The organism is Bradyrhizobium sp. LB13.1, assembly GCF_054056815.1.
Window position 1 is genome coordinate 2,428,220 of record NZ_JBSRYQ010000001.1, and the last position, 21,342, is coordinate 2,449,561.

Annotated in this window: 20 protein-coding genes, 1 tRNA gene and 3 pseudogenes; 15 read left to right on the forward strand and 9 right to left on the reverse strand. The window is 58.9% G+C overall.

The window, feature by feature from the left end; translation table 11 throughout:
- The first annotated feature begins 178 nt into the window (after positions 1-178).
- From ACVWYI_RS11500 to ACVWYI_RS11510, 3 genes are all read left to right on the forward strand, one after another.
- Positions 179-253, forward strand: a tRNA-Gln gene (locus tag ACVWYI_RS11500).
- A gap of 100 nt (positions 254-353) precedes the next feature.
- Positions 354-1,778, forward strand: coding sequence for a DUF6538 domain-containing protein (locus ACVWYI_RS11505; RefSeq protein ID WP_456662025.1), 1,425 nt, complete (start codon positions 354-356; stop codon positions 1,776-1,778).
- Positions 1,771-2,391, forward strand: a complete 621-nt coding sequence (locus ACVWYI_RS11510; RefSeq protein WP_456662026.1) for a hypothetical protein — start codon at positions 1,771-1,773, stop codon at positions 2,389-2,391. Before ACVWYI_RS11505 ends, ACVWYI_RS11510 begins: the two co-directional genes overlap by 8 nt.
- Positions 2,392-2,489: 98 nt before the next feature.
- On the opposite strand, the gene ACVWYI_RS11515 is transcribed toward ACVWYI_RS11510, so the two are convergent.
- The 5 genes from ACVWYI_RS11515 to ACVWYI_RS11535 form a co-directional block, all read right to left on the reverse strand.
- Positions 2,490-3,674 carry an integrase core domain-containing protein gene (locus ACVWYI_RS11515; RefSeq protein WP_456660981.1) on the reverse strand — a complete coding sequence of 395 codons (1,185 nt, stop codon included), beginning with the start codon at positions 3,672-3,674 and terminating at the stop codon, positions 2,490-2,492.
- A gap of 704 nt (positions 3,675-4,378) precedes the next feature.
- The gene (locus ACVWYI_RS11520; protein ID WP_456662027.1) at positions 4,379-4,519 is read right to left on the reverse strand and encodes a DUF1214 domain-containing protein; all 141 of its coding nucleotides are present in this window, start codon (positions 4,517-4,519) and stop codon (positions 4,379-4,381) included.
- 69 nt (positions 4,520-4,588) lie between these two features.
- Positions 4,589-5,539 carry a helix-turn-helix domain-containing protein gene (locus tag ACVWYI_RS11525; protein ID WP_456662028.1) on the reverse strand — a complete coding sequence of 317 codons (951 nt, stop codon included), beginning with the start codon at positions 5,537-5,539 and terminating at the stop codon, positions 4,589-4,591.
- Between the two features lie 739 nt (positions 5,540-6,278).
- On the reverse strand, positions 6,279-7,250 hold the full coding sequence (locus tag ACVWYI_RS11530; protein ID WP_456662029.1) for an ABC transporter substrate-binding protein: 972 nt from the start codon (positions 7,248-7,250) through the stop codon (positions 6,279-6,281).
- A gap of 594 nt (positions 7,251-7,844) precedes the next feature.
- Positions 7,845-8,075: a DUF6894 family protein gene (locus tag ACVWYI_RS11535; RefSeq protein ID WP_456662030.1), complete on the reverse strand. Its 231-nt coding sequence runs from the start codon at positions 8,073-8,075 to the stop codon at positions 7,845-7,847.
- A 44-nt stretch (positions 8,076-8,119) separates the two neighbouring features.
- On the opposite strand from ACVWYI_RS11535, the gene ACVWYI_RS11540 reads away from it, so the two are divergent.
- The 5 genes and pseudogenes from ACVWYI_RS11540 to ACVWYI_RS11560 all read left to right on the forward strand — a co-directional run bounded on the left by ACVWYI_RS11540 (position 8,120) and on the right by ACVWYI_RS11560 (position 12,393).
- Positions 8,120-8,320, forward strand: a complete 201-nt coding sequence (locus ACVWYI_RS11540; protein ID WP_247347892.1) for a hypothetical protein — start codon at positions 8,120-8,122, stop codon at positions 8,318-8,320.
- 149 nt (positions 8,321-8,469) lie between these two features.
- Entirely contained in the window at positions 8,470-9,534 is a 1,065-nt protein-coding gene (locus tag ACVWYI_RS11545) for an IS110 family RNA-guided transposase (RefSeq protein ID WP_456662031.1), read from the forward strand.
- Positions 9,535-9,742: 208 nt separating this feature from the next.
- Positions 9,743-10,742, forward strand: a pseudogene (locus tag ACVWYI_RS11550) (Mu transposase domain-containing protein); the annotation flags it as partial.
- Positions 10,708-10,890: pseudogene (locus ACVWYI_RS11555) on the forward strand (IS21-like element helper ATPase IstB); the annotation flags it as partial. The pseudogenes ACVWYI_RS11550 and ACVWYI_RS11555, both read left to right, overlap by 35 nt.
- Positions 10,891-10,950: 60 nt before the next feature.
- The gene (locus ACVWYI_RS11560) at positions 10,951-12,393 is read left to right on the forward strand and encodes an FAD-binding oxidoreductase (RefSeq protein WP_456664506.1); all 1,443 of its coding nucleotides are present in this window, start codon (positions 10,951-10,953) and stop codon (positions 12,391-12,393) included.
- Between the two features lie 85 nt (positions 12,394-12,478).
- Here the strand turns inward: ACVWYI_RS11560 and ACVWYI_RS11565 are convergent, their stop codons facing one another.
- Both ACVWYI_RS11565 and ACVWYI_RS11570 read right to left on the reverse strand, forming a co-directional pair.
- Positions 12,479-12,694: a helix-turn-helix domain-containing protein gene (locus tag ACVWYI_RS11565; protein ID WP_456662032.1), complete on the reverse strand. Its 216-nt coding sequence runs from the start codon at positions 12,692-12,694 to the stop codon at positions 12,479-12,481.
- Positions 12,636-13,595: pseudogene (locus tag ACVWYI_RS11570) on the reverse strand (LysR family transcriptional regulator); the annotation flags it as partial. The pseudogene ACVWYI_RS11570 and the gene ACVWYI_RS11565, both read right to left, overlap by 59 nt.
- Positions 13,596-13,807: 212 nt before the next feature.
- Here ACVWYI_RS11570 and ACVWYI_RS11575 point away from each other — a divergent pair.
- The 7 genes from ACVWYI_RS11575 to ACVWYI_RS11605 all read left to right on the forward strand — a co-directional run bounded on the left by ACVWYI_RS11575 (position 13,808) and on the right by ACVWYI_RS11605 (position 17,730).
- The gene (locus ACVWYI_RS11575) at positions 13,808-15,220 is read left to right on the forward strand and encodes a GMC family oxidoreductase (RefSeq protein WP_456662033.1); all 1,413 of its coding nucleotides are present in this window, start codon (positions 13,808-13,810) and stop codon (positions 15,218-15,220) included.
- Positions 15,160-15,408 (forward strand): GMC oxidoreductase, encoded by a 249-nt coding sequence (locus ACVWYI_RS11580; protein ID WP_456662034.1) that lies wholly within the window; start codon positions 15,160-15,162, stop codon positions 15,406-15,408. The genes ACVWYI_RS11575 and ACVWYI_RS11580 overlap by 61 nt, the downstream gene beginning before the upstream one ends.
- On the forward strand, positions 15,405-15,839 hold the full coding sequence (locus ACVWYI_RS11585; protein WP_456662035.1) for a DoxX family protein: 435 nt from the start codon (positions 15,405-15,407) through the stop codon (positions 15,837-15,839). The genes ACVWYI_RS11580 and ACVWYI_RS11585 overlap by 4 nt, the downstream gene beginning before the upstream one ends.
- Entirely contained in the window at positions 15,836-16,243 is a 408-nt protein-coding gene (locus tag ACVWYI_RS11590; protein WP_456662036.1) for a nuclear transport factor 2 family protein, read from the forward strand. Before ACVWYI_RS11585 ends, ACVWYI_RS11590 begins: the two co-directional genes overlap by 4 nt.
- A gap of 5 nt (positions 16,244-16,248) precedes the next feature.
- A complete protein-coding gene (locus ACVWYI_RS11595) occupies positions 16,249-16,587 on the forward strand; it encodes an FAD-dependent oxidoreductase (RefSeq protein ID WP_456662037.1) in 339 nt (112 codons plus the stop codon).
- A gap of 80 nt (positions 16,588-16,667) precedes the next feature.
- Positions 16,668-17,246: an FAD-dependent monooxygenase gene (locus tag ACVWYI_RS11600; protein ID WP_456662038.1), complete on the forward strand. Its 579-nt coding sequence runs from the start codon at positions 16,668-16,670 to the stop codon at positions 17,244-17,246.
- A complete protein-coding gene (locus tag ACVWYI_RS11605; protein ID WP_456662039.1) occupies positions 17,218-17,730 on the forward strand; it encodes an aromatic-ring hydroxylase C-terminal domain-containing protein in 513 nt (170 codons plus the stop codon). Before ACVWYI_RS11600 ends, ACVWYI_RS11605 begins: the two co-directional genes overlap by 29 nt.
- Before the next feature lie 232 nt (positions 17,731-17,962).
- Here the strand turns inward: ACVWYI_RS11605 and ACVWYI_RS11610 are convergent, their stop codons facing one another.
- Positions 17,963-19,012, reverse strand: coding sequence for an ATP-binding protein (locus ACVWYI_RS11610; protein ID WP_456662040.1), 1,050 nt, complete (start codon positions 19,010-19,012; stop codon positions 17,963-17,965).
- Positions 18,966-20,510, reverse strand: coding sequence for a cache domain-containing protein (locus ACVWYI_RS11615; protein ID WP_456662041.1), 1,545 nt, complete (start codon positions 20,508-20,510; stop codon positions 18,966-18,968). Before ACVWYI_RS11615 ends, ACVWYI_RS11610 begins: the two co-directional genes overlap by 47 nt.
- Positions 20,511-21,342 lie beyond the last annotated feature (832 nt).

The window sequence follows — 21,342 nt, forward strand, 5'->3', positions numbered from 1 at the left end:
GTTGTCAGGGCCTATAATAACAAGGCCTATAATAAGGTGTGGCAGGTCCGCAGCCGGCGGCTGTGGTATTTTGCCCCTCCAGGCGGTTGAAATGCCGCTTCGCTCCCTATAGACCGGCTGCGACCAACGGGAATCTGCGGTAGCCAGTTCTTCCGCCCCGTTCCGTTGGTCATCCTGTTGGGGCGTAGCCAAGTGGTAAGGCAGCGGATTTTGATTCCGCCATTCGGAGGTTCGATCCCTCCCGCCCCAGCCACAGGCTCCGCTTCCCCTGAAATTGCTGACGAAACCGGCCTGGCTGGGGCGCTGCTGCACAGCGCTGCGACACATCACTGCTGCACAGGGTGTCGCTCGCAATGGCTTTCCACATCTTTCGGCGCGAAGCCGTCTACTATTGGCGCCGCCGAACCCCCCGAGCGCTTGCCATTCGCTATGGCCGCCCGCATGTTTCTATGAGCCTTCGGACGACGAGCCGCGCTGTCGCCTGTCGCCTGGCCAACCAGCTCAACCTGACATTGGACGATGTTGCGATGCTCGCCGACGGCCCCGACCCGCATCTGACGAGGTCTCAAATCGAGACAATGCTCCATGCCGTCGTCGATGGGCATCTGGCCAAGCTCGACCGTGTCGCCTTCGCGGCCAAGAGCTCGCCCGGGTTTGATCTCGGGCAGGCGAAAGCCGACGACTGGAGGGCCTATTGGGCCTACGCGCTGTTGGACGCCCAGGGCGTCACTGCCGTGGTGCGCGAGGAAAATCGCGAGCGCATGACCGCCGACGGGCTCTCCGAAGCCGACATCGGGGCCGTCCAGGACCACCTGGCCATGCTCCGCGTCAATGACCTCGTCCCGACGAAGCACTACATCCTGCGGGGCATGATCGAGGGCGTCGCCGCCACGCCGACCGCCATGAATCTCGCTGTGGCCCAGGGGACCTATCTTCGCGGGATGAAGCTGGCGCTGGCCCAGTCCGAACGGCGCTATGGTGGCGTGAGGATCGAGGATGACGGACTGGTGGATCGCATGATGCTCGCAAAGAGCGATCCACTGAAGCCGCCTCCGTCTATGGTGAATCGTCCGGTGGATCGTCCCACCGATCCACCGGAGGTCGACGCTCCGACGATTCCGCAGTTCATTCCCATGGCCGACTTCGCGCAATTGGCGGATCGCGTCGCCCAGCAGAATCGCGCGGACGAACACTGGGACGACAAGACGCAACGGCAGGCCAAGAGCATCGCAAACCTGTTCGTCAAGTTCATGGTTCAGGATCAGCGCATTCTCGATCTCAGCCTGCTGCGCCAGGAACACGTCGGCAAGTTCGTCGATTTCCTCCGCTTCGACGTCTACAAGCACTACGGCAAATCGGCGCGTGACGAGCAACTGACGATCGAGCAGCTTCGCGAGAAGGGGCGATCCGTCGTGCAGGCCAAGCGCGGGATCAGTGGCGGTACTATCAATCGCCATGCGACCTTCCTGGGCCAGATCTTCGACCACGCGACGGCGCGCGGCGTGAAGAGCCTGGAAGCGATCGATCTGACCAAGCTGCGCGCAAAGAGCCGCAGCAAGAACAAGCGCGCCCGCGACGAGAGGCGCAAGCTGCCCATCGACAGCGCGAAAGCGATCTTCCAGACGCCGCCGTTCATCAACTGCGCCGGCTGGGACGATCTCGGGAAGTGGGGCGAGCAAGGGGCTGCCCAGATATTCCACTGTGCACTCTATTTCGTTCCGATCCTCATCTACTACGCGGGGGGCAAGGCGCGAGGAGCTTTGCGGCGCCATGGTTGACGACATCATCTTCGATCGCGAGGGATGCAAACCTTACATCCACATTGCGGCCAACCAGCAGCGGCGCATCAAGAACCCCCAGTCGAAGCGAAACATCCCCCTCCATCCGGAGCTGATCCGTTTGGGCTTCCTCGCCTATGTCGGGAAGATCAAGGCGCTCGGATACAAGCTGCTCTTCCCCGACCTCTACTCTCCCAGCACCCGCTCGCCGCTCGGCAACCGCTTCTACAAGCTGTTCAAGCCGATCCTCACGGCAGCCAAAATCACCGAAGAGGGGCTGGGCGCGCATGCCGTCCGCCATCTCTTCGGCGCGCAACTGAAGAAGAAGCTGTTGTCGAAGGAGGACCGCGCGGATCTCCTCGGCCACGGCGGCGACAGCGAAACCAGCGAGCGCTACTGTGAGCCCCATGAGCTCGACACCTTGTTCGAGTTCATCATGAAGCTGGAGGTGGTCACCGGCCATCTTGAGCCGCAGACCATCAACATTATCCCTTGGGTCAAGAGAATGGAGGTCGCGCCGTTTTCGCAGCCGTCGCGCGCGAAGCGTTCGGTCGCTGGCTTGCTGGATGAGCCATTGTTCGGCCGGAATTGTCCAAAAGGTGCTGACGGTTAGAACAGAGGAATCATAATCCTGGGGTCGGGGGTTCGAGTCCCTCTCCCGCTACCAATTCCAGCGTTGTCCAGCCCGGAGACATCGGTAACAGATTGTACCTAAGACATGGGTGACAACCTCGTGCCGAACGGGTTGTCGAGGGGTTGCAGGGTTTTCTGCTCCAGGTCGAAGTATCCCAAATCATAGTGCATGAAGCTGACGAGCCAAATGCCGTCGTCGACCTCCTTGATGCCGAGTTTCTGGCCGGCCAGCACGGTCGAGATGTTGATTCGCTTGCGATGCAGGCAGAGGCGCCCGCAAGCGGTCACGAGAATCTCGCGATCGTGGAACGGATAGATCAACTCGGGCAAGCCATCGTAACGGCGTGGTGAGGCGCGATAGAGTTCGGCGGGGCATTTCATCTGCAGCGCCTCATGCGGCCGTTCGGTATTGAACTCGCGGACGAAGGCGTCGAAGCGTTCCTGCTGCTGCAGGCTGTTGGCGCCCGGCGGACGGGTCGTCTCCTTCTTGAGGGTGAGATGCATGCGCTCATGGCGGCCGTTCTGCTGTGGATGGCCGGGCTTGATGCGTTCGATGACGATGCCGAGCCTCAGCCACCAGACCGCGAGCTTTGAGAGATTGAACAGGGCATTGGGACTGGCAAAGGGCACGCCGTTGTCGGAGCGGATGGCGAACGGCAAGCCGCGCTCGCGGAACAGCCGTTCAAAGGCGGTAATGGCAGGCTCTTCACGCGTGGAATCGAGCGCCTCGCACAACAGCAGGAAGCGCGAGGCATGATCGGTGACGGTCAGCGGGTAACAGTAGCGGCCATTGCCGAGCTTGAACTCGCCCTTGAAGTCGGCGCACCACAGATCATTGGGTCCCGTGCCCGCGGAGAGCGGCGTGCCGCGCGCGCGGTGGCGCGGCCCGCCGGCGCGCTTGACCAGGTCATGGCGGTCGAGGACCGCATGGATGGTACTCTTGGCCGGAACCCGGATATCGCCGTCCAGCCGTCGGACCAGCAGTTCCCGGATCTTGCGCGCGCCCCAGTGCGGCTTCTCGCCCTTGAGCCGGACAATCAGGCTCTCGATCTGCTCCGGCAGCTGGTTGGCGTAGCGCACCGGCCGCCGCGAGCGATCGCTCAGGGCCTCAAGACCGTGCTCCTTGTAGCGATCGAACATCTTGTAGCCGGTCTTGCGCGAGACGCCGAAATCCCGGCACACGTCCGTCATGGCCTCCCCGTCCAACAGGCGGGCGACAAAGCGCAGGCGTTCTTCCATGACCGAACTCGCTTTCCACGGCATCCACACCTCCCGCTTGCAAAAAAGCGAAAAGTGTAACCCATGTGTCCGGTACGAAATGCCACCTATGTCTCGGGCCGCTCACGTAACCCTTTGATTTCCCAGACTTGGCCGATTAATGTTTCGACGCGAGGGATGTCTCATTGAACGGTCGCTGATCAATTCAAGCGGTGGTCGCGGCCAATGGATCAGCATCAGCGGCGCGAGCCGACGTGCGGGACCGCGGTTTGCAAACGTGGGGTGGGTTAATGGGGGTTCGAATCCCTCCCTCTCCGCCATTTAATTCGCCCCATCCGCCACTTTCTGGATCTGCGAAAAGCTCGAAAAACAACGTTTCCGGCCTGCCCGAGTATGCAAGTGTCGAAGCGTGTATCCCGCATTGTAGTCAGCAAAGTAGCCCAACAGAAAAGCTTATCCGAGCGCCCAGCGCGCCGGCCCAGAGGGCCGGGGCGGGCACCGACCTATCTGGTGTGTCGGCTTTCCACGTATTTCTTCCAGATTCGGCCCTCCTCGAACCTTGCAGCCGGGCTGCCGTCATGCGCTCCTATTCGGGTGCGACTTGGGGTGCTTCCGCATCGTGAGGCGCAGCGGCGGGCAGCTGAAGTGGTCACCGGGATGATTCCATTGAATCTTATCCTGCTCGCGGCAGCGGCGGTTGCTCCCGCTTGCCTTCCACCGCTGCTTCTTTCGGCCCTATAGGCGCATGATCATGGAGAACGCCCCTTGGGGGCAGGCAGCCAGTTGGCTTCCTTTTCCTTGCCCGGGGATTCGTTCTGGATGATCAGCGTCAGCCAGCCGTCGGCATCGCGCTTGAGCTGCGGCGGGACCGATCCGATGCCCCTCGTCACCGGACGCCAACCATGGCCCCTAATAGCTCTTCCCGGCAAGGGAAGCCCACGACCGGCAATTTTAGAGCATCACTGGAGGCGCGATTTCACCAGAGTGTCCGAGGGTCGTTCGCCGAACTGAAGACGATAACTCCTCGCGAAATCACCTAAGTGCCAAAATCCGAAAGCGAGCGCACACGCCTTTACGCTATCCGCTCCGGCCAGCAGTCGTTGCCGCACGAGCCAAAGGCGCCTCAGGCGCAAATATCGATGGAGGCTCATTCCTCGGTATCGCTTGACCGCCTCATGCATGGTTCGCACCGAGGCGCCAACTTCTCGCGCAAGTTCATCGCTGTAGACCGGACGCCCAATGTTACCGGACAATACTTCCTGAATATCTCGGAAAATCTTGAAATACCTCAGGTAATTCGCATGAAACGCCCATCTTGCGTCAACAACGTCGGCGAATGCGGCATCAATTCCAGCCAGTAGGGACTCCCGGATTGCGGACGAGGCGTCGCCCGCCTCGTAGGCATCGAACGTCGCGGAAGTTGACAGGATCTGCCTCACGAGCTCGCGCAGTGAATGCTGCGCAGCGGTGCTCGTTTCAAACGCTTTCCAGTTGGGACCGGCTTGGGGCCAGCCACGATCCTGTATCGCTGGCGTGAAAATAATCGATGTGAATTGCCGCTCGGCTCGTTCGACCGTGGAATATGCAGCACCGCTGCCGCCGATCGCGATAGCTGAGTGATCTCTTTCGACCCCGTTGAAGCGAATAGGAAAACCGTCATCCATCGAGAACCCGACAGCTGTGCAATTGTCGGCAAGCTGACCATCGGCGATGCGCGGGAAAGACTTGGCAAAATTGATGTCACATCCGGGGAGATTTAGGATGACTTGCTCAGCAGAGATTTTCCGTGCGAGAGGCGTAAATTCGACCTTCAGATTTCGCACGGCTGTTCGATACTGATCGAGATCAGTAAAGCGAAATACCTTTGGCGCCAGCACAGCGAGAACCGCTATTCTCCTATCGAGGACCAAGGCGGCCCTCTAACAATACTAAAGCCAAAACGGGCTCTAGGGATTCCGGAAGACTACGGATTGAGCGTATAGCGACCAACACGTCAGGGCTCAATGAGCCATCAGAAGCACGAGGATCATTCTGGGGTGTTGTGAGGACATAAATCAGGAGCGATCAATCAAGTTAACCAGCAGCAGATGATGCAGTTGTTTGGAGCATTCATTCAGGGCGCAGGCATTAGCAAAGCAATGGTAATGTAGCGAACTCCTCCATTGAATTGCTGCACTGCAGTCTAGGTCGCCCCTGCTCTGGTGTATTTCTGCCCTCCGCGCGACGGCCCACCTTACTCAAGCGCATGCGAATGGTAGTGGGCACAGCCGTGATGATGGCTGTCTGTGGCTCGTCCTCTATCAGGTCGTTCGCGAGTAGCTTCCAGAGCATGCGCGGCGAGACACCATTGCGCTCGCACTTCCAGACGCTACCGTCCGGCCCGAAAACACGAAACACTTTCTGGTCATTGGTCGCGATCATTGCGCGACGTGCCGCAGGCGTAACGTTGAATCTCGTATGCTCTGGCGCGCTCATCAGGCAACAAAAGAGAAGATGCCAAGTGGGCTCTGTTGATCTAAATCAAAGCGTCCGCCCTGGGTCAAAAGCGTCGGTCTCGCACACCACTGCAAACTTCCGGTCTACCCCTCTGAGCCGAAATGTAATGGCACCGCCCCAACGGTAGCGATGGGCCACTAGGCGACATTGCGTTTATTCAACAACTTCGTCAGCTTGGGTGAGTAACGTCGCCGGAACGATTAGACCGAGTGCTTTTGCGGTCCTAAGGTTGATCGAAAGCTCGACCCGCGTGGGCTGTTCGACGGGCAAGTCACCGGGGCGCGATCCCTGAAGAATCCTTGCGACGTAATAGCCTGACCGGACGAAGAGACGACGTCTCGATGCGCCATAGGCGAGTAGACCACCAATCCCGACGAATTCTGGTAATGTTGCGAAGCTTGGGATGCGGTGTTTCTCCGCCAACGCAGCGATTCGGTCGCTCAAATCAAAAATTCCAGAGTCTGACATGATTTGCAGCGTGTCCGGGCGTTGCGCGGCGAGCTCGGTGAACACGTCATCTATCGCTCCGGGTGTTTTCAGTTCGGCTGGCAGAACTTTCATATTAAAGGCTTCAGCTTGCGTTCGAAGGTTTTCGAGAAAATACAAATGAGTTGGATTGCCTGAGTTAAAGAGAGCTGCGATCTTCGTCGCCGCGGGGACAATGATCCGCTGAAATTCGAGAAGCTTGGTTGTTAAATCTTCTTCGAGGTTTGCGAGACCCGTTGTGTTCCCAGCTGGTTTTGAAAGGCTCGCGACCAAGCCGGCCCTGACCGGGTCGTTGATCGATAACATGATAACGGAAACGGACGGGTTGAGCTTCTGGGCGGCGCGAACCGAAGCAATCGTATGGGCGAGTATGATGGTGGCACCTGTTTGAGCCAGCTCGTGCGCTAGTGCTGGAAACTTTTCATATTTTCCTTCAGCGTATCGGCACTCGAGCGAATAATCGCGCCCCTCGACTAAGCTAGACTCAGATAGTCCTTGTTTGATCGCTTTGATCAGATTCTGCGTGTAAAGCGATGTAGGCGCACCGCTGGCCAACAATCCAATTCGTGCCGGCAATTTTTGAGCATATGCTGCGAGCGGCACCAGAGCTACGATTGCAGATACTCCAGAGAAACTCACGTCGTCTCATGACATGACATGCCCCGAGGTCGCCTCGCCGCAAGATCGATACGATAGGGGAAGGTAGCACTTTACATGAGAACACTCCATGTCTGCCTCCGGTCAAAGGCGGCGGTCTGCAACGGAGGCGAGGACTTCTGCTCTACCCCAGACTCCAGACCTGCCGATTAGCGTAAGGAAGGTAGGCGACTGCTGGGCCGGCCTCAATCCGCGGGCGGCAATACGGCCACGCAACGGGCGCGGTCCCAGACTTGAATAGCGACGCCATCCACGTATTGCTTCGCTTGGGTAACGGCAGCGTCATCGTCTTCGCAATCGACGATAACCGGGGGCCCCTGAATGTGCCCATCTTTGTCAAACCGATAAAGGCGATATTCCGCCATAGTCGGCACTCATGCGCGGGTTGTGATTGCGCATCCTCTACTCAGAGTTCCGTCCGGCGCAACAACATTTGAGAGCCTAGAATCAAAAATAGGCCGCTCCGGAAATCAAACGCCGCAGACACCCGACATGTCGGCGGCCCTTACCTTATTCAGCTGACGGCCACGAGCGGAATTCATGTAGCTTGAATGAGAGGCCTGCAACGAAGGGGGCTTACTTCATTTTTCGAGACCCAATGCTGATGAAGTAGATCGGTTTGCCGGCTTCGTCCATCACCTCTAGGCTCCATTCTTCGCCCGGCCGGAACTTGCCATCGACGTCCTTGAACAGAGCGCCTGCAAAGGTCGTGGCCTCCCGCCATGCCGCTTCGTCGTCCGGCAACTCTTGGCCTTGCTCGTCCTTGCTTGGCGCGACGTTGTGGAGGTGGAAGAAATATCGGGGCATGTTCGAAGAATGCGAACCAGACGTGCCGGTTCCTATGGTGCCTCATGACCCCGGAAGAATATCTAACACTGGCGGAGCTATATCGGGAAGCGCTGGAAACGGCCAAGGACGCCTTCGTACGCCACCATCTGGAAGCCATGGAACGGACCTACCGGACCTTGGCCGATAGCGAGCGGGCGTTGCCCAAGTCGGGCCGGCTTTCTGATGCCTTGGACAAGCTGGGCGATGGCGACAAAGCAAAATAGGCCACTGCTGAAATCACTAGGCAAAGTTAGAACTGATCGTCAACACGGAATTAGCGGGCGTCATGGTCCGCTAATGGAATGGTCCGGCCGTGCTCCGGCCCTGCCAGCAGGACAAGCTGGCAAGGGGCGCCCAAGACAAGGAGCACGCCATGTCTCAGAAACTCGACACTTCGCCCGCCGTCATCGGCATCGATATCGGCAAGAACTCGTTCCACATCATTGGCCAGAATCAGCGCGGCGGCATCGTGCTGCGGCAGAAGTGGTCGCGCGGCCAGGTGGAAACGCGGCTCGCCAACCTGCCGCCATGTTTGATCGGCATGGTGGCCTGCGTCGGCGCGCATCACCTCAGTCGCAAGCTGCAAATGCTTGGCCACGACGCCCGCTTGATGCCGGCGAAATACGTGCGCCCCTATTCGAAGGGACAGAAGAATGACTTCCGAGATGCGGAAGCCATCGCCGAGGCGGTCCAACGCCCGACCATGAAGTTCGTCGCAACCAAGACCGCCGACCAGCTCGACCTGCAGGCGCTGCACCGCGTGCGCGAGCGATTAGTCGGTCAGCGCACCGGCGTCATCAATCAGATCCGTGCGTTCCTGCTGGAGCGGGGCATCGCGCTGCGGCAAGGCCTGCGCTCCCTGCGGTCCGAGTTGCCGGGTATCCTCGCGACGCGCACCGATGTGCTCTCGCCTCGCATGTTGCGCATCATCGAGGATCTGGCGGGCGACTGGCGCCGGCTGGATGAGCGTATCGAGGACCTCTCCAGCGAGATCGAAGCATTGGCTCGTCAAGACAAAGGCTGCGAGCGACTGATGACGGTGCCTGGCATTGGCCCGATCATCTCGAGCGCGATGGTGGCCGCGATCGGCACTGGAGACGTGTTCTCGAAAGGCCGCGACTTCGGCGCCTGGCTTGGACTGGTGCCGAAGCAGATATCGACCGGCGACCGCACGATCCTCGGCAAGATATCAAGGCGCGGCAATCGCTACCTGCGCGCGCTGTTTGTGCAGGCCGCGTGGGTTGTGCTGGTCAAGGTCAAGGGTTGGGAGCGCTATGGCCTCAAATCTTGGATCGAAGCCGCCAAGAAACGATTGCACCACAACGTGCTGGCGATTGCGCTCGCCAACAAGCTCGCCCGCATCGCCTGGGCGGTTCTCAACAAGGGGCGCGCCTTCGAGTGCGTCAAGACCGATGAGATGGCGTCCCGACCTGCTTGATCCTCGCGCCGTGCTCGGGGCCGTCAAGGCACAGCCTGGCAGCGGTAGAGCAAGACGTCAGGACAGCACGACGGCCGGCCTTGACGGCCCTTGCGCGCGGCGCGTCGGCGCGCGCAGGCCGGGACGAAGGAACGGTCGCCAGGCACGAACAAAGGAACAGTGCGAAGTGAGGAGCGTTCGATGACGTAACAACATCCCTTACCCGCACGCCCACGACCGGGCATTCGCCCTGTTCAAGGGCACCTGCGGGCGCGGCATTTACGACAACATGAAGACCGCCGTGGAGACGATCTTCGTCGGCAAAGGGCGCCTCTGCTATCGCCGCTTCATGCAGATGTGCAGCCACTATCTGGTCGATCCGGTCGCCTGCACGCCAGCGTCGGGCTGGGAGAAGGGGCAGATCGAGAACCAGGTCGGGCTGGTCAGGGAACGCTTCTTCACGCCGCGACTGCGGTTCAAAACCCTCGACGAGTTGAACGCCTGGCTGTTGGACAAGTGCATCGCCTACGCCAAGGCTCATCGCCATCCGGAGTTGGTTGATCAGACGATCTGGGAGGTGTTCGAAGCCGAGCGGCCGAAGCTCGTTCCCTATGTCGGCCGGTTCGACGGATTCCACGCGGTGCCGGCATCGGTCTCCAAGACCTGCCTGGTACGCCTCGACAACAACAAATACTCGGTCGCAGCCAGCGCCGTCGGACGTCCGGTTGAGGTTCATGCCTATGCAGACCGCATCGTGATCCGCCAGGACGGGCGCATTGTTGCCGAGCATCCGCGTTCATTTGGCCGCGGCGAGACGATTTACAATCCCTGGCATTATGTGCCGGTGCTGGCTCGCAAACCCGGTGCCTTGCGCAACGGCGCTCCCTTCAAGGACTGGGTGCTGCCGGCGGCGATTGAGCGTGTACGGCGCAAGCTCGCCAGTGTCGACGATGGTAATCGGCAGATGGTCGACATCCTCAACGCGGTTCTGACCGACGGCTTGCCGGCCGTCGAGGCGGCCTGTGCCGAGGCGATCGCTCACGGCGTTCATTCCGCCGATGTCGTGCTCAACGTTCTGGCCCGCCAGCGTGATCCTGCGCCGCCGGCCAACATCCTCACCCCGGCTGCGCTGACATTGCGCCATGCCCCCATCGCCGACTGTGCTCGTTACGACCACCTCAGGAGAACCATCTGATGGAGCGTACTCAACTGTTCGACCTCATGGGTGAGCTCAAGCTCTACGGCATGAAGGCTGCCTTCGACGAGATCATGGCGACCGCCATCAAACGCCAGCACGAACCCCAACGCATTGTCGGCGACCTGCTCAATGCCGAGATCAACGAGAAGCAGGCCCGCTCGATCAAAGATACGGTGACTGATTTTGTCGACGATATTAAGCATCGGCTGGGGAGCGAGAACATAACGATCGATGAGAGTGTGCTCACGCGCTATGGCGCGCACACGTTGCCCGGATCGGACCGGCCTTCAAGTGCCATAGTCTATTCTGGCTCAACCGCTGACGTGCAAACGATAGTGCGCGCAGCGAATATGCATCGGATACCCATCTTCCCGATCAGCACCGGAAGCAATCTTGGATTGGGGACGCGCGCACCCGCCCAAACGGGTCAGGTTGTCGTTGACCTTGGCAGGCGCATGAACGGCATCCTGGAGATTGACAAAACTCTTGCCTATGCCGCCGTCCAACCTGGGGTCAGCTTTCAAATAATGGCCGACGAGTTGGTCCACCGCGGCGGAGACTTCATTATCTCGACGACGTCTGGTCCACCGCAAGGTGGCATGCTCGGCAACGCAGTGGATAAAGGCGGAGGATATGGTCCGATGTTCGATCATTTCGGCTTTAGCGGCGGCATGGAAGTAGTGCTCGGCAACGGTGAGGTGATCCGTACCGGTGCCGGAAATGTGGAACACCCCGAACATCCCAATTGGCACATCTCCAAGTATACTTTCGGTCCGATCCTCGACGGCCTATTTGCGCAGTCCAATTTCGGCATTGTGACCCGGCTAGGCATCTGGCTGATGCCCAGGCCGGAGGCCACTCGTTCCTTCCACTTCACTTTTCCAGATGATGACGATTTGGAGCATATTATTGATGTGTGCCGGCCGCTGAAACTCAACAATTCCGTTCCCACACTCCTTCGAGTTGCCAACGATTTGTACCTCATTGGTGCCGATGATGTTTTCCCCGCCTACGACGAAGTTTCAGGCAAACGAAGTGTCAGCGACGATCAGCGCAAGGCTCTGCAAGCGAAACATGGCTTTGGCTCTTGGACGGTTTCTGGCGCGTTCTATGGCCCGTCGATGGAGGCTCTGGAACCGCAGATCAATCTGGTAAAGCAGCTCTTCATGCAATCTGGAAAGGCCAAGTATATTTCGCATGAGGATGCGATGGGGAAGCCCCCATTGAGAGTCGCCATCGATTCCTTCTCCGGCGTGCCCACCCAAGATGAGCTGAACTTGCTCAATTGGCGGCCGGGTGGAGGCAACGTTTGGTGCACACCCGGAACGCCGATGGTCGGCAGGATCGCCAATAAATACCAGAAGGAGGCGCGGGCGATCTACAACCGCCATGGACTCGACTACGCGGTCATGAATGTTTGCGGCGGTCGCTTCGCTCGCAGCCTACACGTTATCTCGTTCAATCGCGACAGTGGCGACGAGCGTCGTCGTGCTGATGCGACATATGGAGAGCTTGCAGATTCGTTTGCCGCGGATGGTGTCCCCGTCGGGAGGTCGCCCGTTGACTACTTTGATCATCACATGAGAACGGTCATGCCGGCGTTCGCTAATGCCTGCATTGAGATCAAGCGCGCGCTTGATCCCAACGGCATCATCGCTCCCGGCAAATACGGAATCCCTTGATCAGGGGCAACATCATCATCCTCCATTGTGTTGGTGGGCCGTGTGGGCGAGCGACCATGAAGATAACTCAACGTTTGAGCTATAGTCAGTTGCCAATCTTCCCGGGCGAGGCACCGTAAACGCGTCGAACCCAACGCGACAAATGGCTCTGGTCGGCGAAACCTGTGCGTGCCGCGATTTTAGCCAAGCCAGAACGACCGCCCCGAACGAGTTCTACCGCTCGCTGCAGCCGCCGATACAGCTCACCGCGCAGCCACCAATCGATTACTCCGATCATGCGACAAACGTTTCGGTAGTTCATTGACGACGGTGCTCTTTTCGATTGCTTGAGCCGCGACCCGACCAATCAGCCAAGATGCCGCCGGACCCGGCGGCGTATCCGTCTGATAAATCGCGTACAGTCGAATCGACGCACTGTTACACTCGGGCATATCCAGCCTAACGAGCAGCCTTTTTTCAAGATCCTCGCGCACCATAGGTTCCGGCATGTAGCCCCAGCCGATGCCTTCCTTCAGCAACGTGTGCTTGGAGCCGAGGTCGGCCAGGCGCCAAGTCTCAGTGCCGATCACGCCGAGGTCTTGGCCCTGCGTGAGCGCCGCGCGATTCGTCAACACAAGTTGGATGTGCTCGCGACCAGCACCCGGGACGTTCCGACCAACGAGCGCCAGTGGATGATCAGGAGCCGCGACAGGGATCAACTCAACGTTACCGACCCCGAGACGCTCAAGCCCGGGGACCTCCGCATCGAGAGGCCCGCAGATTCCAATCATTGCCGTGCGGTCGACCACCATTTGGGTCACCGCACCAAGCGCTTCGACGTAAAGCCGCAGCGACACCGTCGGAAACTCCGCTCGAAATGCCTTCAGCGCGTCGACGACGCGTGAAGAAGGCAGCATCACGTCAAGGACGAGATGGACTTCGGTTTCCAGACCCTGGAGGAGGCCACTCACTTTTGCGCGGAGTCCATTGATTCCGTTGGAGACGGTGCGCGCCTCCGACAGCACGGCACGGCCCGCTTTGGTCAATTGAGGTTTACGAGTCAACTCGCGATCGAACAACAAAACACCGAGCTGAAATTCGAGATTCGCGATCGCGTAACTGATTGCAGAAGTAGCCCTTCCTAGATGTCGGCCCGCCGCAGCGAAACTGCTCATTTCGACGACAGCCAAAAAAACTTTGAGCTGATCGAGGCTCGGCGTACCGGACCTTGCATGTCTAAAACTCCGAACGTTGCTTTCGACATTTTACGGCTATTTGGGCGCCGAGGTGCGTGAATAACCTTGCCAGAAGATAGACCCGCAATAGTCGCCCGCAAGTGGAGTGGATAAAATCATATTATGGACGACATCCAATTAAGCGCGATGCACAGCGTCTTGGGCCATTCCGACGGCAGAAACGGGTTAAAGGAACGATCATGGTAGGCTTAGATTACGATTATGTGATCGTCGGCGCAGGCTCTGCCGGATGTGTGTTGGCAGCGAGACTCAGCGAAGACACGGGTGTGCGCGTCGCGCTTGTCGAAGCAGGCAGTTCTGACGATGCAACCGAAATCCATCTCCCTGTCGCCTTCCCTCAGCTGTTCAAGACAAAATTCGACTGGGATTTCGCAACCGAACTGGAACCCGCATTGGGACGACGCCGGATTTACATTCCGCGCGGCAAAGTACTGGGCGGAAGCTCATCAATGAACGCCATGATCTACATCCGCGGCAATCCGCTCGATTTCGACGACTGGGCCGAACGAGGAGCTTCAGGCTGGTCTTATCGCGACATCTTGCCCTACTTCATCAAGGCCGAGGGTAACGATTGCGGTGACAGCCAATTTCACGGACGCCTTGGACCGCTATCCGTACGGGATAGCCGGTCAATGTATTCGCTGATCGATCGGTTTGTATCTGCTGGGATCGATGCGGGACATCCCGGCAACGATGATTTCAACGGCCGCTCGCAGCTCGGCGTCGGCCGCTATCAGGTAACCCAGCGTGACGGCGCGCGCTGCAGCGTGGCAGTGGCGTATTTGCACCCGGCGGCAAAGCGCACCAATTTGCATATCTTCACTGACGCGCTGGTAACACGGCTCCAGTTCGACGGCACGCTTGCCACAGGCGTATCTGTCCTTCGCGGCGGCGCTGAACAGACGTTGCGAGCGGAGCGGGAAATTATTCTCTCCGCCGGCGCCTTCGGTTCGCCCCAGATCTTGATGCTTTCCGGCATCGGCCCCGCCGATCACCTCGCCGAACTTGGAGCAACTCCCGGGGTGGATCTGCCGGTTGGCGAAAATCTGCAGGATCATCCCGTCGTCTTCCTCAGCTATTTCACCGACGAATCAACCCTGTTCGGCGCTGGATCGGATGCCGATGTAGCGCTCTACCAGACCCAGCAACGGGGCCCGATGAGCTCGAACATCGGCGAAGGCGGCGGCTTCATGATGACGCGATCCGGTCTGGACGCGCCCGATGTGCAATTGATCGCGGCCCCGGTGATGTGGGCTGATGAAGGGCTTGCGGCGCCCGTTGATGATGCCTTCGCAATCGCGCCCTGTGTACTGAAACCAACCAGCCGCGGGCGCATCTGCCTCCGATCGATGCGGCCCGATGCGAAGCCGCGTATCTTCTGCAATTTCTTGTCCATGCCCGAAGACAGGGAGACGATGATCGCGGGCGTTCGTATAGCGCTTGAGATCACGAAACAACCGGCCTTGCGACTGCGATCCGGTCGACACATCTGGCGCCGGATTCCGATGCCAACGCAGATATTTGGTCCTACGTGCAGCAGCACGCGAGCACCATCTACCATCCGACCGGCACGTGCGCCATTGGGGCCGTAGTCGATTCAACACTCAAGGTGTTCGGCGTCAACGGGCTGCGCGTTGTCGATGCCTCCGTCATGCCTAGCGTGGTCAGGGGCAACACCAACGCCACTGTCATCGCGATCGCTGAGAAGGCCGCCGATCTCATACTGGGGCGACAGACAGCCCCTGCCGTGCAACCCAACTCGCAAGGAGCCTCCCTATGAACAGTATTCGTTACCTGCCGGTCATCGGCCGGCTGTTAACTGCCGCGATATTCATTGTCAGCGGCCTTGGCAAGATCGCCGCGCCTGCGATGACACAGGCCTACATCGCGTCAGCCGCACTGCCGATACCGACGCTTGCCTATCTGATTGCCATCGTGATCGAGGTATTCGGTGGACTCTTTCTCGTCATTGGTTTTCACACTCGGGCGACCGCCGCCGTGTTGGCGACCTTCGTCGTGGCGACGGCGCTCAGCTTTCATCATGACTTCGCCGACCAGAACCAGCTTATTCATTTCTTGAAGAACATCGCGATTGCCGGCGGGTTGCTCCAGGTCTGCGCGTTCGGCGCGGGCTCCTTCAGCTTTGATAACCGCCGGACATCGCCAGACCTCCCGGCACCCACAATCACCTCGGAAAGGAGCTCCGTATGATGACCGCAACCGAACTGGCTCAAGCTCAGTTACGCTGCATGACAACCGATCCCGTCGCATTGCGTACTCTGTTTGACGAGAATGCGGTTTGGGAGCTCGTCTATGGCGCATCCGCCGGCATCGCCAGCCCCTTATCCGGAATCGACGACATCGTCACGGCGGTGCGTGACTTCACTTCGCAGGTGGAAGGTTTGCGCTTCGGGGATCCGACGATTTATCGCGTGGAGGGAGACGATGCGGTGCTCGCGAAGTTTCACGCTGATGCGACGGTCATTGCAACCGGCCGCCCCTATCATCAGGACTATGTTTTCTATTTACGCGCACGCGGCGGCAAGATCGTGCAGATCAGGGAATACTTCGATGCCGTCAGGCTCGTCGCGGCATTCAGTGAAACGTCGGATTAACACTCATGAGCGATGATTTCGAGGTCGTAATAGTCGGCGGTGGTCCGGTTGGATTGTGGCTCGCCTGCGAGCTGGCGCTGGCAAGGGTGCGGGTCGCGGTGCTCGAGCGACGCGCCGATCGGGTCACTCAATCCCGCACGCTGGCGATCCACGGCCGGACGCTGGAAGTGTTCGCCCTTCGCGGTTTGGCGGATCGTTTTCTCTCCCGGGGCCGTCCGGTCTCGACTGCCCATTACGGAGCACTCAACACGCCGTTAGACTTCTCGGTATTCGACACGCGATTCCCTTTCTCCACCTCCTGCCTCAAGCAACGACTGAGGGGTTGCTCGAAGAGCGAGCGCTGAACTGGGAGTGGACATCAGGCGAGGCTATCTTGTTGAGACTATTGAGTAGCGCACGGACGGTGTGATCGCAAAGGGTCGGAATGGCGCGGCGTTTTTCCAACTCTCTGCCTTATCTCGTTGGCGCCGACGGAGCCCGCAGCATGGTGCGGCGTGCGGCCGCCATCGATTTTCCAGGCTATCCGGCACGCCACACAATGATGCTGGGAGACGTCGTGCTAGATTCACCGCCGGTACTACCGATGGTTACGATCGTGAACGAGGCCGGGGGTATGCTAGTGGTACAGCTCGGAGATGGCATCCATCACAGAATCGTCGTCGTGGATGTGCCGACAGACCCAAAGAAGCTCTCCGAGCCAGTTTCGCTTTCTGGCCTCGCAGCCGCTGCAACCCGTGTCGCAAGCATAGACTTTCGTCCGCGCGATCCGATTTGGCTGTCGCGCTTCTCGGACGAAACGCGACTCGCCGAACGCTACCGAAAGGGACGGGTTCTCCTCGCCGGCGATGCAGCTCATATTCACTCTCCGATGGGCGGTCAAGGCATGAACGTGGGCATCCAGGACGCGATGAACCTTGGCTGGAAACTGGCGAGCGTCCTGCGGGATGCTGCGCCCGAGGAGTTGCTCGACACCTATGAACGAGAACGTTGGCCGGTTTGGTGAGGTACTGCGCCGCAATACACTCGCACAGCTCGCCCTGTTCTCTACTTATGACCCATCCATGCTCGCCTTGCGGTGTACGCTCGATAACGTCCTCCGCGTTCCAGAGGTGAACCGCCAGCTTTCAGAAGAGGTTTCCGGCTTTGGCGTAGCCTATCCGGAGCCGCTTTTTCTGCCGGCGGAGGGCTGGCAACATCGCAAAGGAGTGAGTGGGAATCGTCTTCCCGACATGAACCTCGCGCTGGAAGGCGGCTTGCACACTACACTCTCTCGCCTGCTTGAGGATGGCAATTGGCTCAGGCTGCAGTTGTCGCCGGATGAGAAAGTCCCGTCTGACGTAGGCTCCATCAAGAACGTTATTTTGCCGAACGGTTCAAATCATTTGGCTCTCGCGAACCTCGCCTCGGTGCTCGTGCGGCCAGACGGCTATCTCGGTCATGTGCGCCCTGCCGAAGGTGCTCGAAATGCGGAGAGGGCTGCCGCGTAAAGCTCTCCTTCTGCTCGTTGTGAATCGCCATTAGTGCATCGAGCGGCCATGTTTAAGCTTGCTTCACGCCGGGGCTGCAGTCCGCAGTCGTCAAGCAGGCTGCTCGTCAGAAATAAAGCCAAACGAAATATGGTTTGCCGTCGCGCGTCAGTATCCAGTTTGATTCGTGTTCGGCGGGCAGTTTCGGCGCGAGGTACCAATGAGGGCTGCAAAAGACGTAGGAACGTTGATGCTACGCCTTGTGCAGGATCAACCGCAGCCGTTGCGCCAAGTCTGGCAAGCGGTAAGGTTTGTCGATGATCGGAAATTCCTCAGTGGCCTGATGACGCTCCAATACGTCACCCGAGTAACCCGAAGTGAGCAGGACGCTTATGTCCTTTTTCAATAGCCTCGCTTCGCGAGCAAGTTCAACGCCGTTCATTCCGTTTGGCATCACAACGTCGCTGAACAGAAGTTCGAACTCCTGGCCGCTTTTGAGTATTGCGATGGCGTCCTCGCCGTATCGTGCGCTAGTAACCTGATAACCGAATGTAGTCAGCATTGCCGACGTGGTTTCCAGGAGATCCTCATTGTCCTCGACTACAAGGATTCGCTCTGAACCTGGCGGTATCGCCGTGGCTTGAACGGCTTCCGCTTCCGTGTCTGAACTTTGCGAGGCTTTAGGTAGGTACAAAGCGACCGTAGTGCCAGTGCCGGACGTACTTTCTACGGTTACATGCCCCCCGGATTGCCTGACAAAGCCGTAGACCATGCTGAGGCCGAGCCCAGTGCCTTTGCCGGCCTCTTTGGTTGTGAAGAAGGGCTCAAAAGCGCGATCCCGTACTTCAGGAGTCATCCCGAAGCCGGTGTCCGTCACGGATAGCCGCACATAGGATCCCGGCTGGCAGCCGACCGGGGCTTGCTCATCCAGGACAACGTTCCGTGTGTCGATCTCAAGCACGCCGCCATCAGGCATGGCATCACGTCCATTCAGGGCGAGGTTGAGGAGGGCGGTTTCCAACAGCGACGGATCGACGTGGCATCGCCATAGCCGGTCATCGGTCACGAGCCTGACCTCGCATCCTCCTCCGATCGCCTGGCGGAGGAGTTCCTGGAACTCAAAGATGAGCTGGTTTGCGTTGACCAGCTTTGGGTTGAGTTTCTGTCGTCGGGAAAACGAGAGCAACTGCGCGGTCAGCTTGATTCCGCGGTCAGTGGCCCGTCCTGCGGCCGCGGTGAAGCGCCGGATCTTGCCGTTACCATCGGCAGCTTGAATAAGCTCGAGATTCCCCGAGATCACCATGAGCAGGTTGTTGAAGTCGTGTGCGACACCGCCGGTGAGCTGTCCGACGGACTCCATCTTCTGGCTCTGGTGAAGTTGCTCCTGGATGATGCGTCGCGCCTCTATCGCTTGCTTGTGTTCGGTGACGTCTCGAAAGTAGACCGCGAGGCCTTGGCTGGAGGGAAACGCATTGAGCGCGTACCAGACACCGCTGCGGGGACAAAGCGCCTCGAACGAAACGGGGCGTGGGATCCGACATGGCTTCCCGAAACTGCCTGAAAATTGCTTTTTCGGGATCGTCCAGAAAGGCTTCCTCCAGGCTCGCGCCGATGAGGTCACGCCCTTCGGAAATCTGCGCTTGGGCCCGCGCGTTGAGGTAGCTGATGCGCAAATTCCGATCGCTGATGATCACGCTATCGGTGGTGCTCTCAAAGATTATCGTGATGCCGGCTGCGGTTTCCTCGGCTCTCTCCTTCGCCTCAGACAATTCACGCTCGCGACGCTGTAATGCATCAGCCATAGCGTTGAACGCATCGGCCACCCGAGCGATTTCAGACCCATCCCGGATGTTCACACGTCGGCCGTAATCGCCGAGCCGCCATTGGTTCGCGGCACCGGCCAACTGACCTAGTGGGCGATGGATGAACCGCCGGGCGCCCAAAAATGTCAGAGCCAGCACCAGCGACGCGCTTAAGACGATTAGCAGGATGCCGCGCTGCGTGCGGCTCTGGATTGCGGTGAAGGCCTGCGCCTTATCGAGGCCAAAGCTGACAACGAGCCCCCCGGAATCAACCTGTAACGCCGAGTAGGCTTCGATACGTTCCACCCCATCGACATCGCGGATATCGCCGGTTTTTAGATATTCCTCGGCAGGCATTTTTTTGCCGACGAACCGGCCATTATCGGGGTAGCGGGCGAGGTAAGTACCATTGCGATCCACGATGGCAAGCGCGGTTCCTTGCGGGACGCTCTTTCGAGCGATGTAATCCGCGAGCCAATCCAGGCTGAGACCTGCCACAATGACGCCGCTCATCCGGTCATTGTCACTGTAGAACGGCAACGCAAACTGAATGACTTTACTGCCAGTTGACAGACCTGCTGAGAATTCTCCAACGGTGAATGCGCCCGTCTTCAAGATGCCGGCAAAGTAGGCTCGCGCAGCGATGCTGATTGGTCTGTGGTCGCTGTTCGTGTCGCAGAAAGATGCGCCTTTCAAGTCGGTAACAAGAAAGGTAATGAACGCCGGAAATCGTTTCTGCAAAGCCGCCAGGTAAACGTTGCACGCCTGACTGTCTCGCGTTTTTATGGATGGAAGCTCCGATATTGCAATCAAGACCTGACGGATTCCCTGTACGATCTGTTGCTGTTCTGCCGCGGAGAGCTTGGCCAAGCTGGCCGCGTGGTTCTGCACTTCGACTTCGCGCGAGCGCCGCAGGGCGAGCTCACTGTACGCCTGGATGGCGATCACGGGCAGTATTGCGACGGCCACCAGCACGAATAAGCGTGATAAAATACTCACCCGTCCGCTAGTTCCAGTTTGTGGCACTCGCTCGGCGAGAGGCGATGTTGTGCGCTGCGATACGTTCAATCATCGTGCTCTTCGTCGCAAAATGCTCGGGTAAATGTCGTTCGAGACCGGTCCGTCCATTCCAGATTTCCGGCCGCCGGGCACGAAAGATGCCGGCGCCGTGTGGCGGTTCAATGCCGTCGACCACAATATTTCGTTACGATTGTAATGCGTCCAGGAGTGTCGCGGTACGTCTGCGGCGAGGCAGTTTGCAAGCGTGCCTCCAGGAGACGGTTCAATCACGAACCTGGCATTCCTGAAGCTGGGGCCTGTCCTGCGTCAGCGACGCCAGAACGAGGTTGATACAGATTCGGCGGTTGGCAGCCAGAGCGCAGCAGCCAAAGCCTTGGCGATCCTCAGGAAGCGACAGTCTCTCTAAGCAAGGGTGAATATGCCTTGCTGCTCGGCTTCCTAGAGACACCGCAGCGAAAGTGGATGTTTGAAGCGAGCTACAGTCGTAACGGTTTTCCCCCCGATGGTGATGCTGCCGTAATGTGCATCTCCGAGAAGCGTACCGCGAGACACTATGGGAGAACCCGATGCTACTGATCTATTCACTCGTCTCCAAGATCCGTAATGGTAACCGGCAGCATACAATGAGCGGAGACGACGCTCGCGTCGAGAATGTCGATAGCTCCTTCGTTGAACACCAGAGACCAGCGCTTATCTCCCGCTCGGGGCGGAGCAAGTTCAAACATTCGGGAACGTCGTTTCATTGTCACAGAAGCGGCGGAAACGGACGGGCCGCCCCCGACATCGTGGTCGGCCGTGCCCGGATATCTCA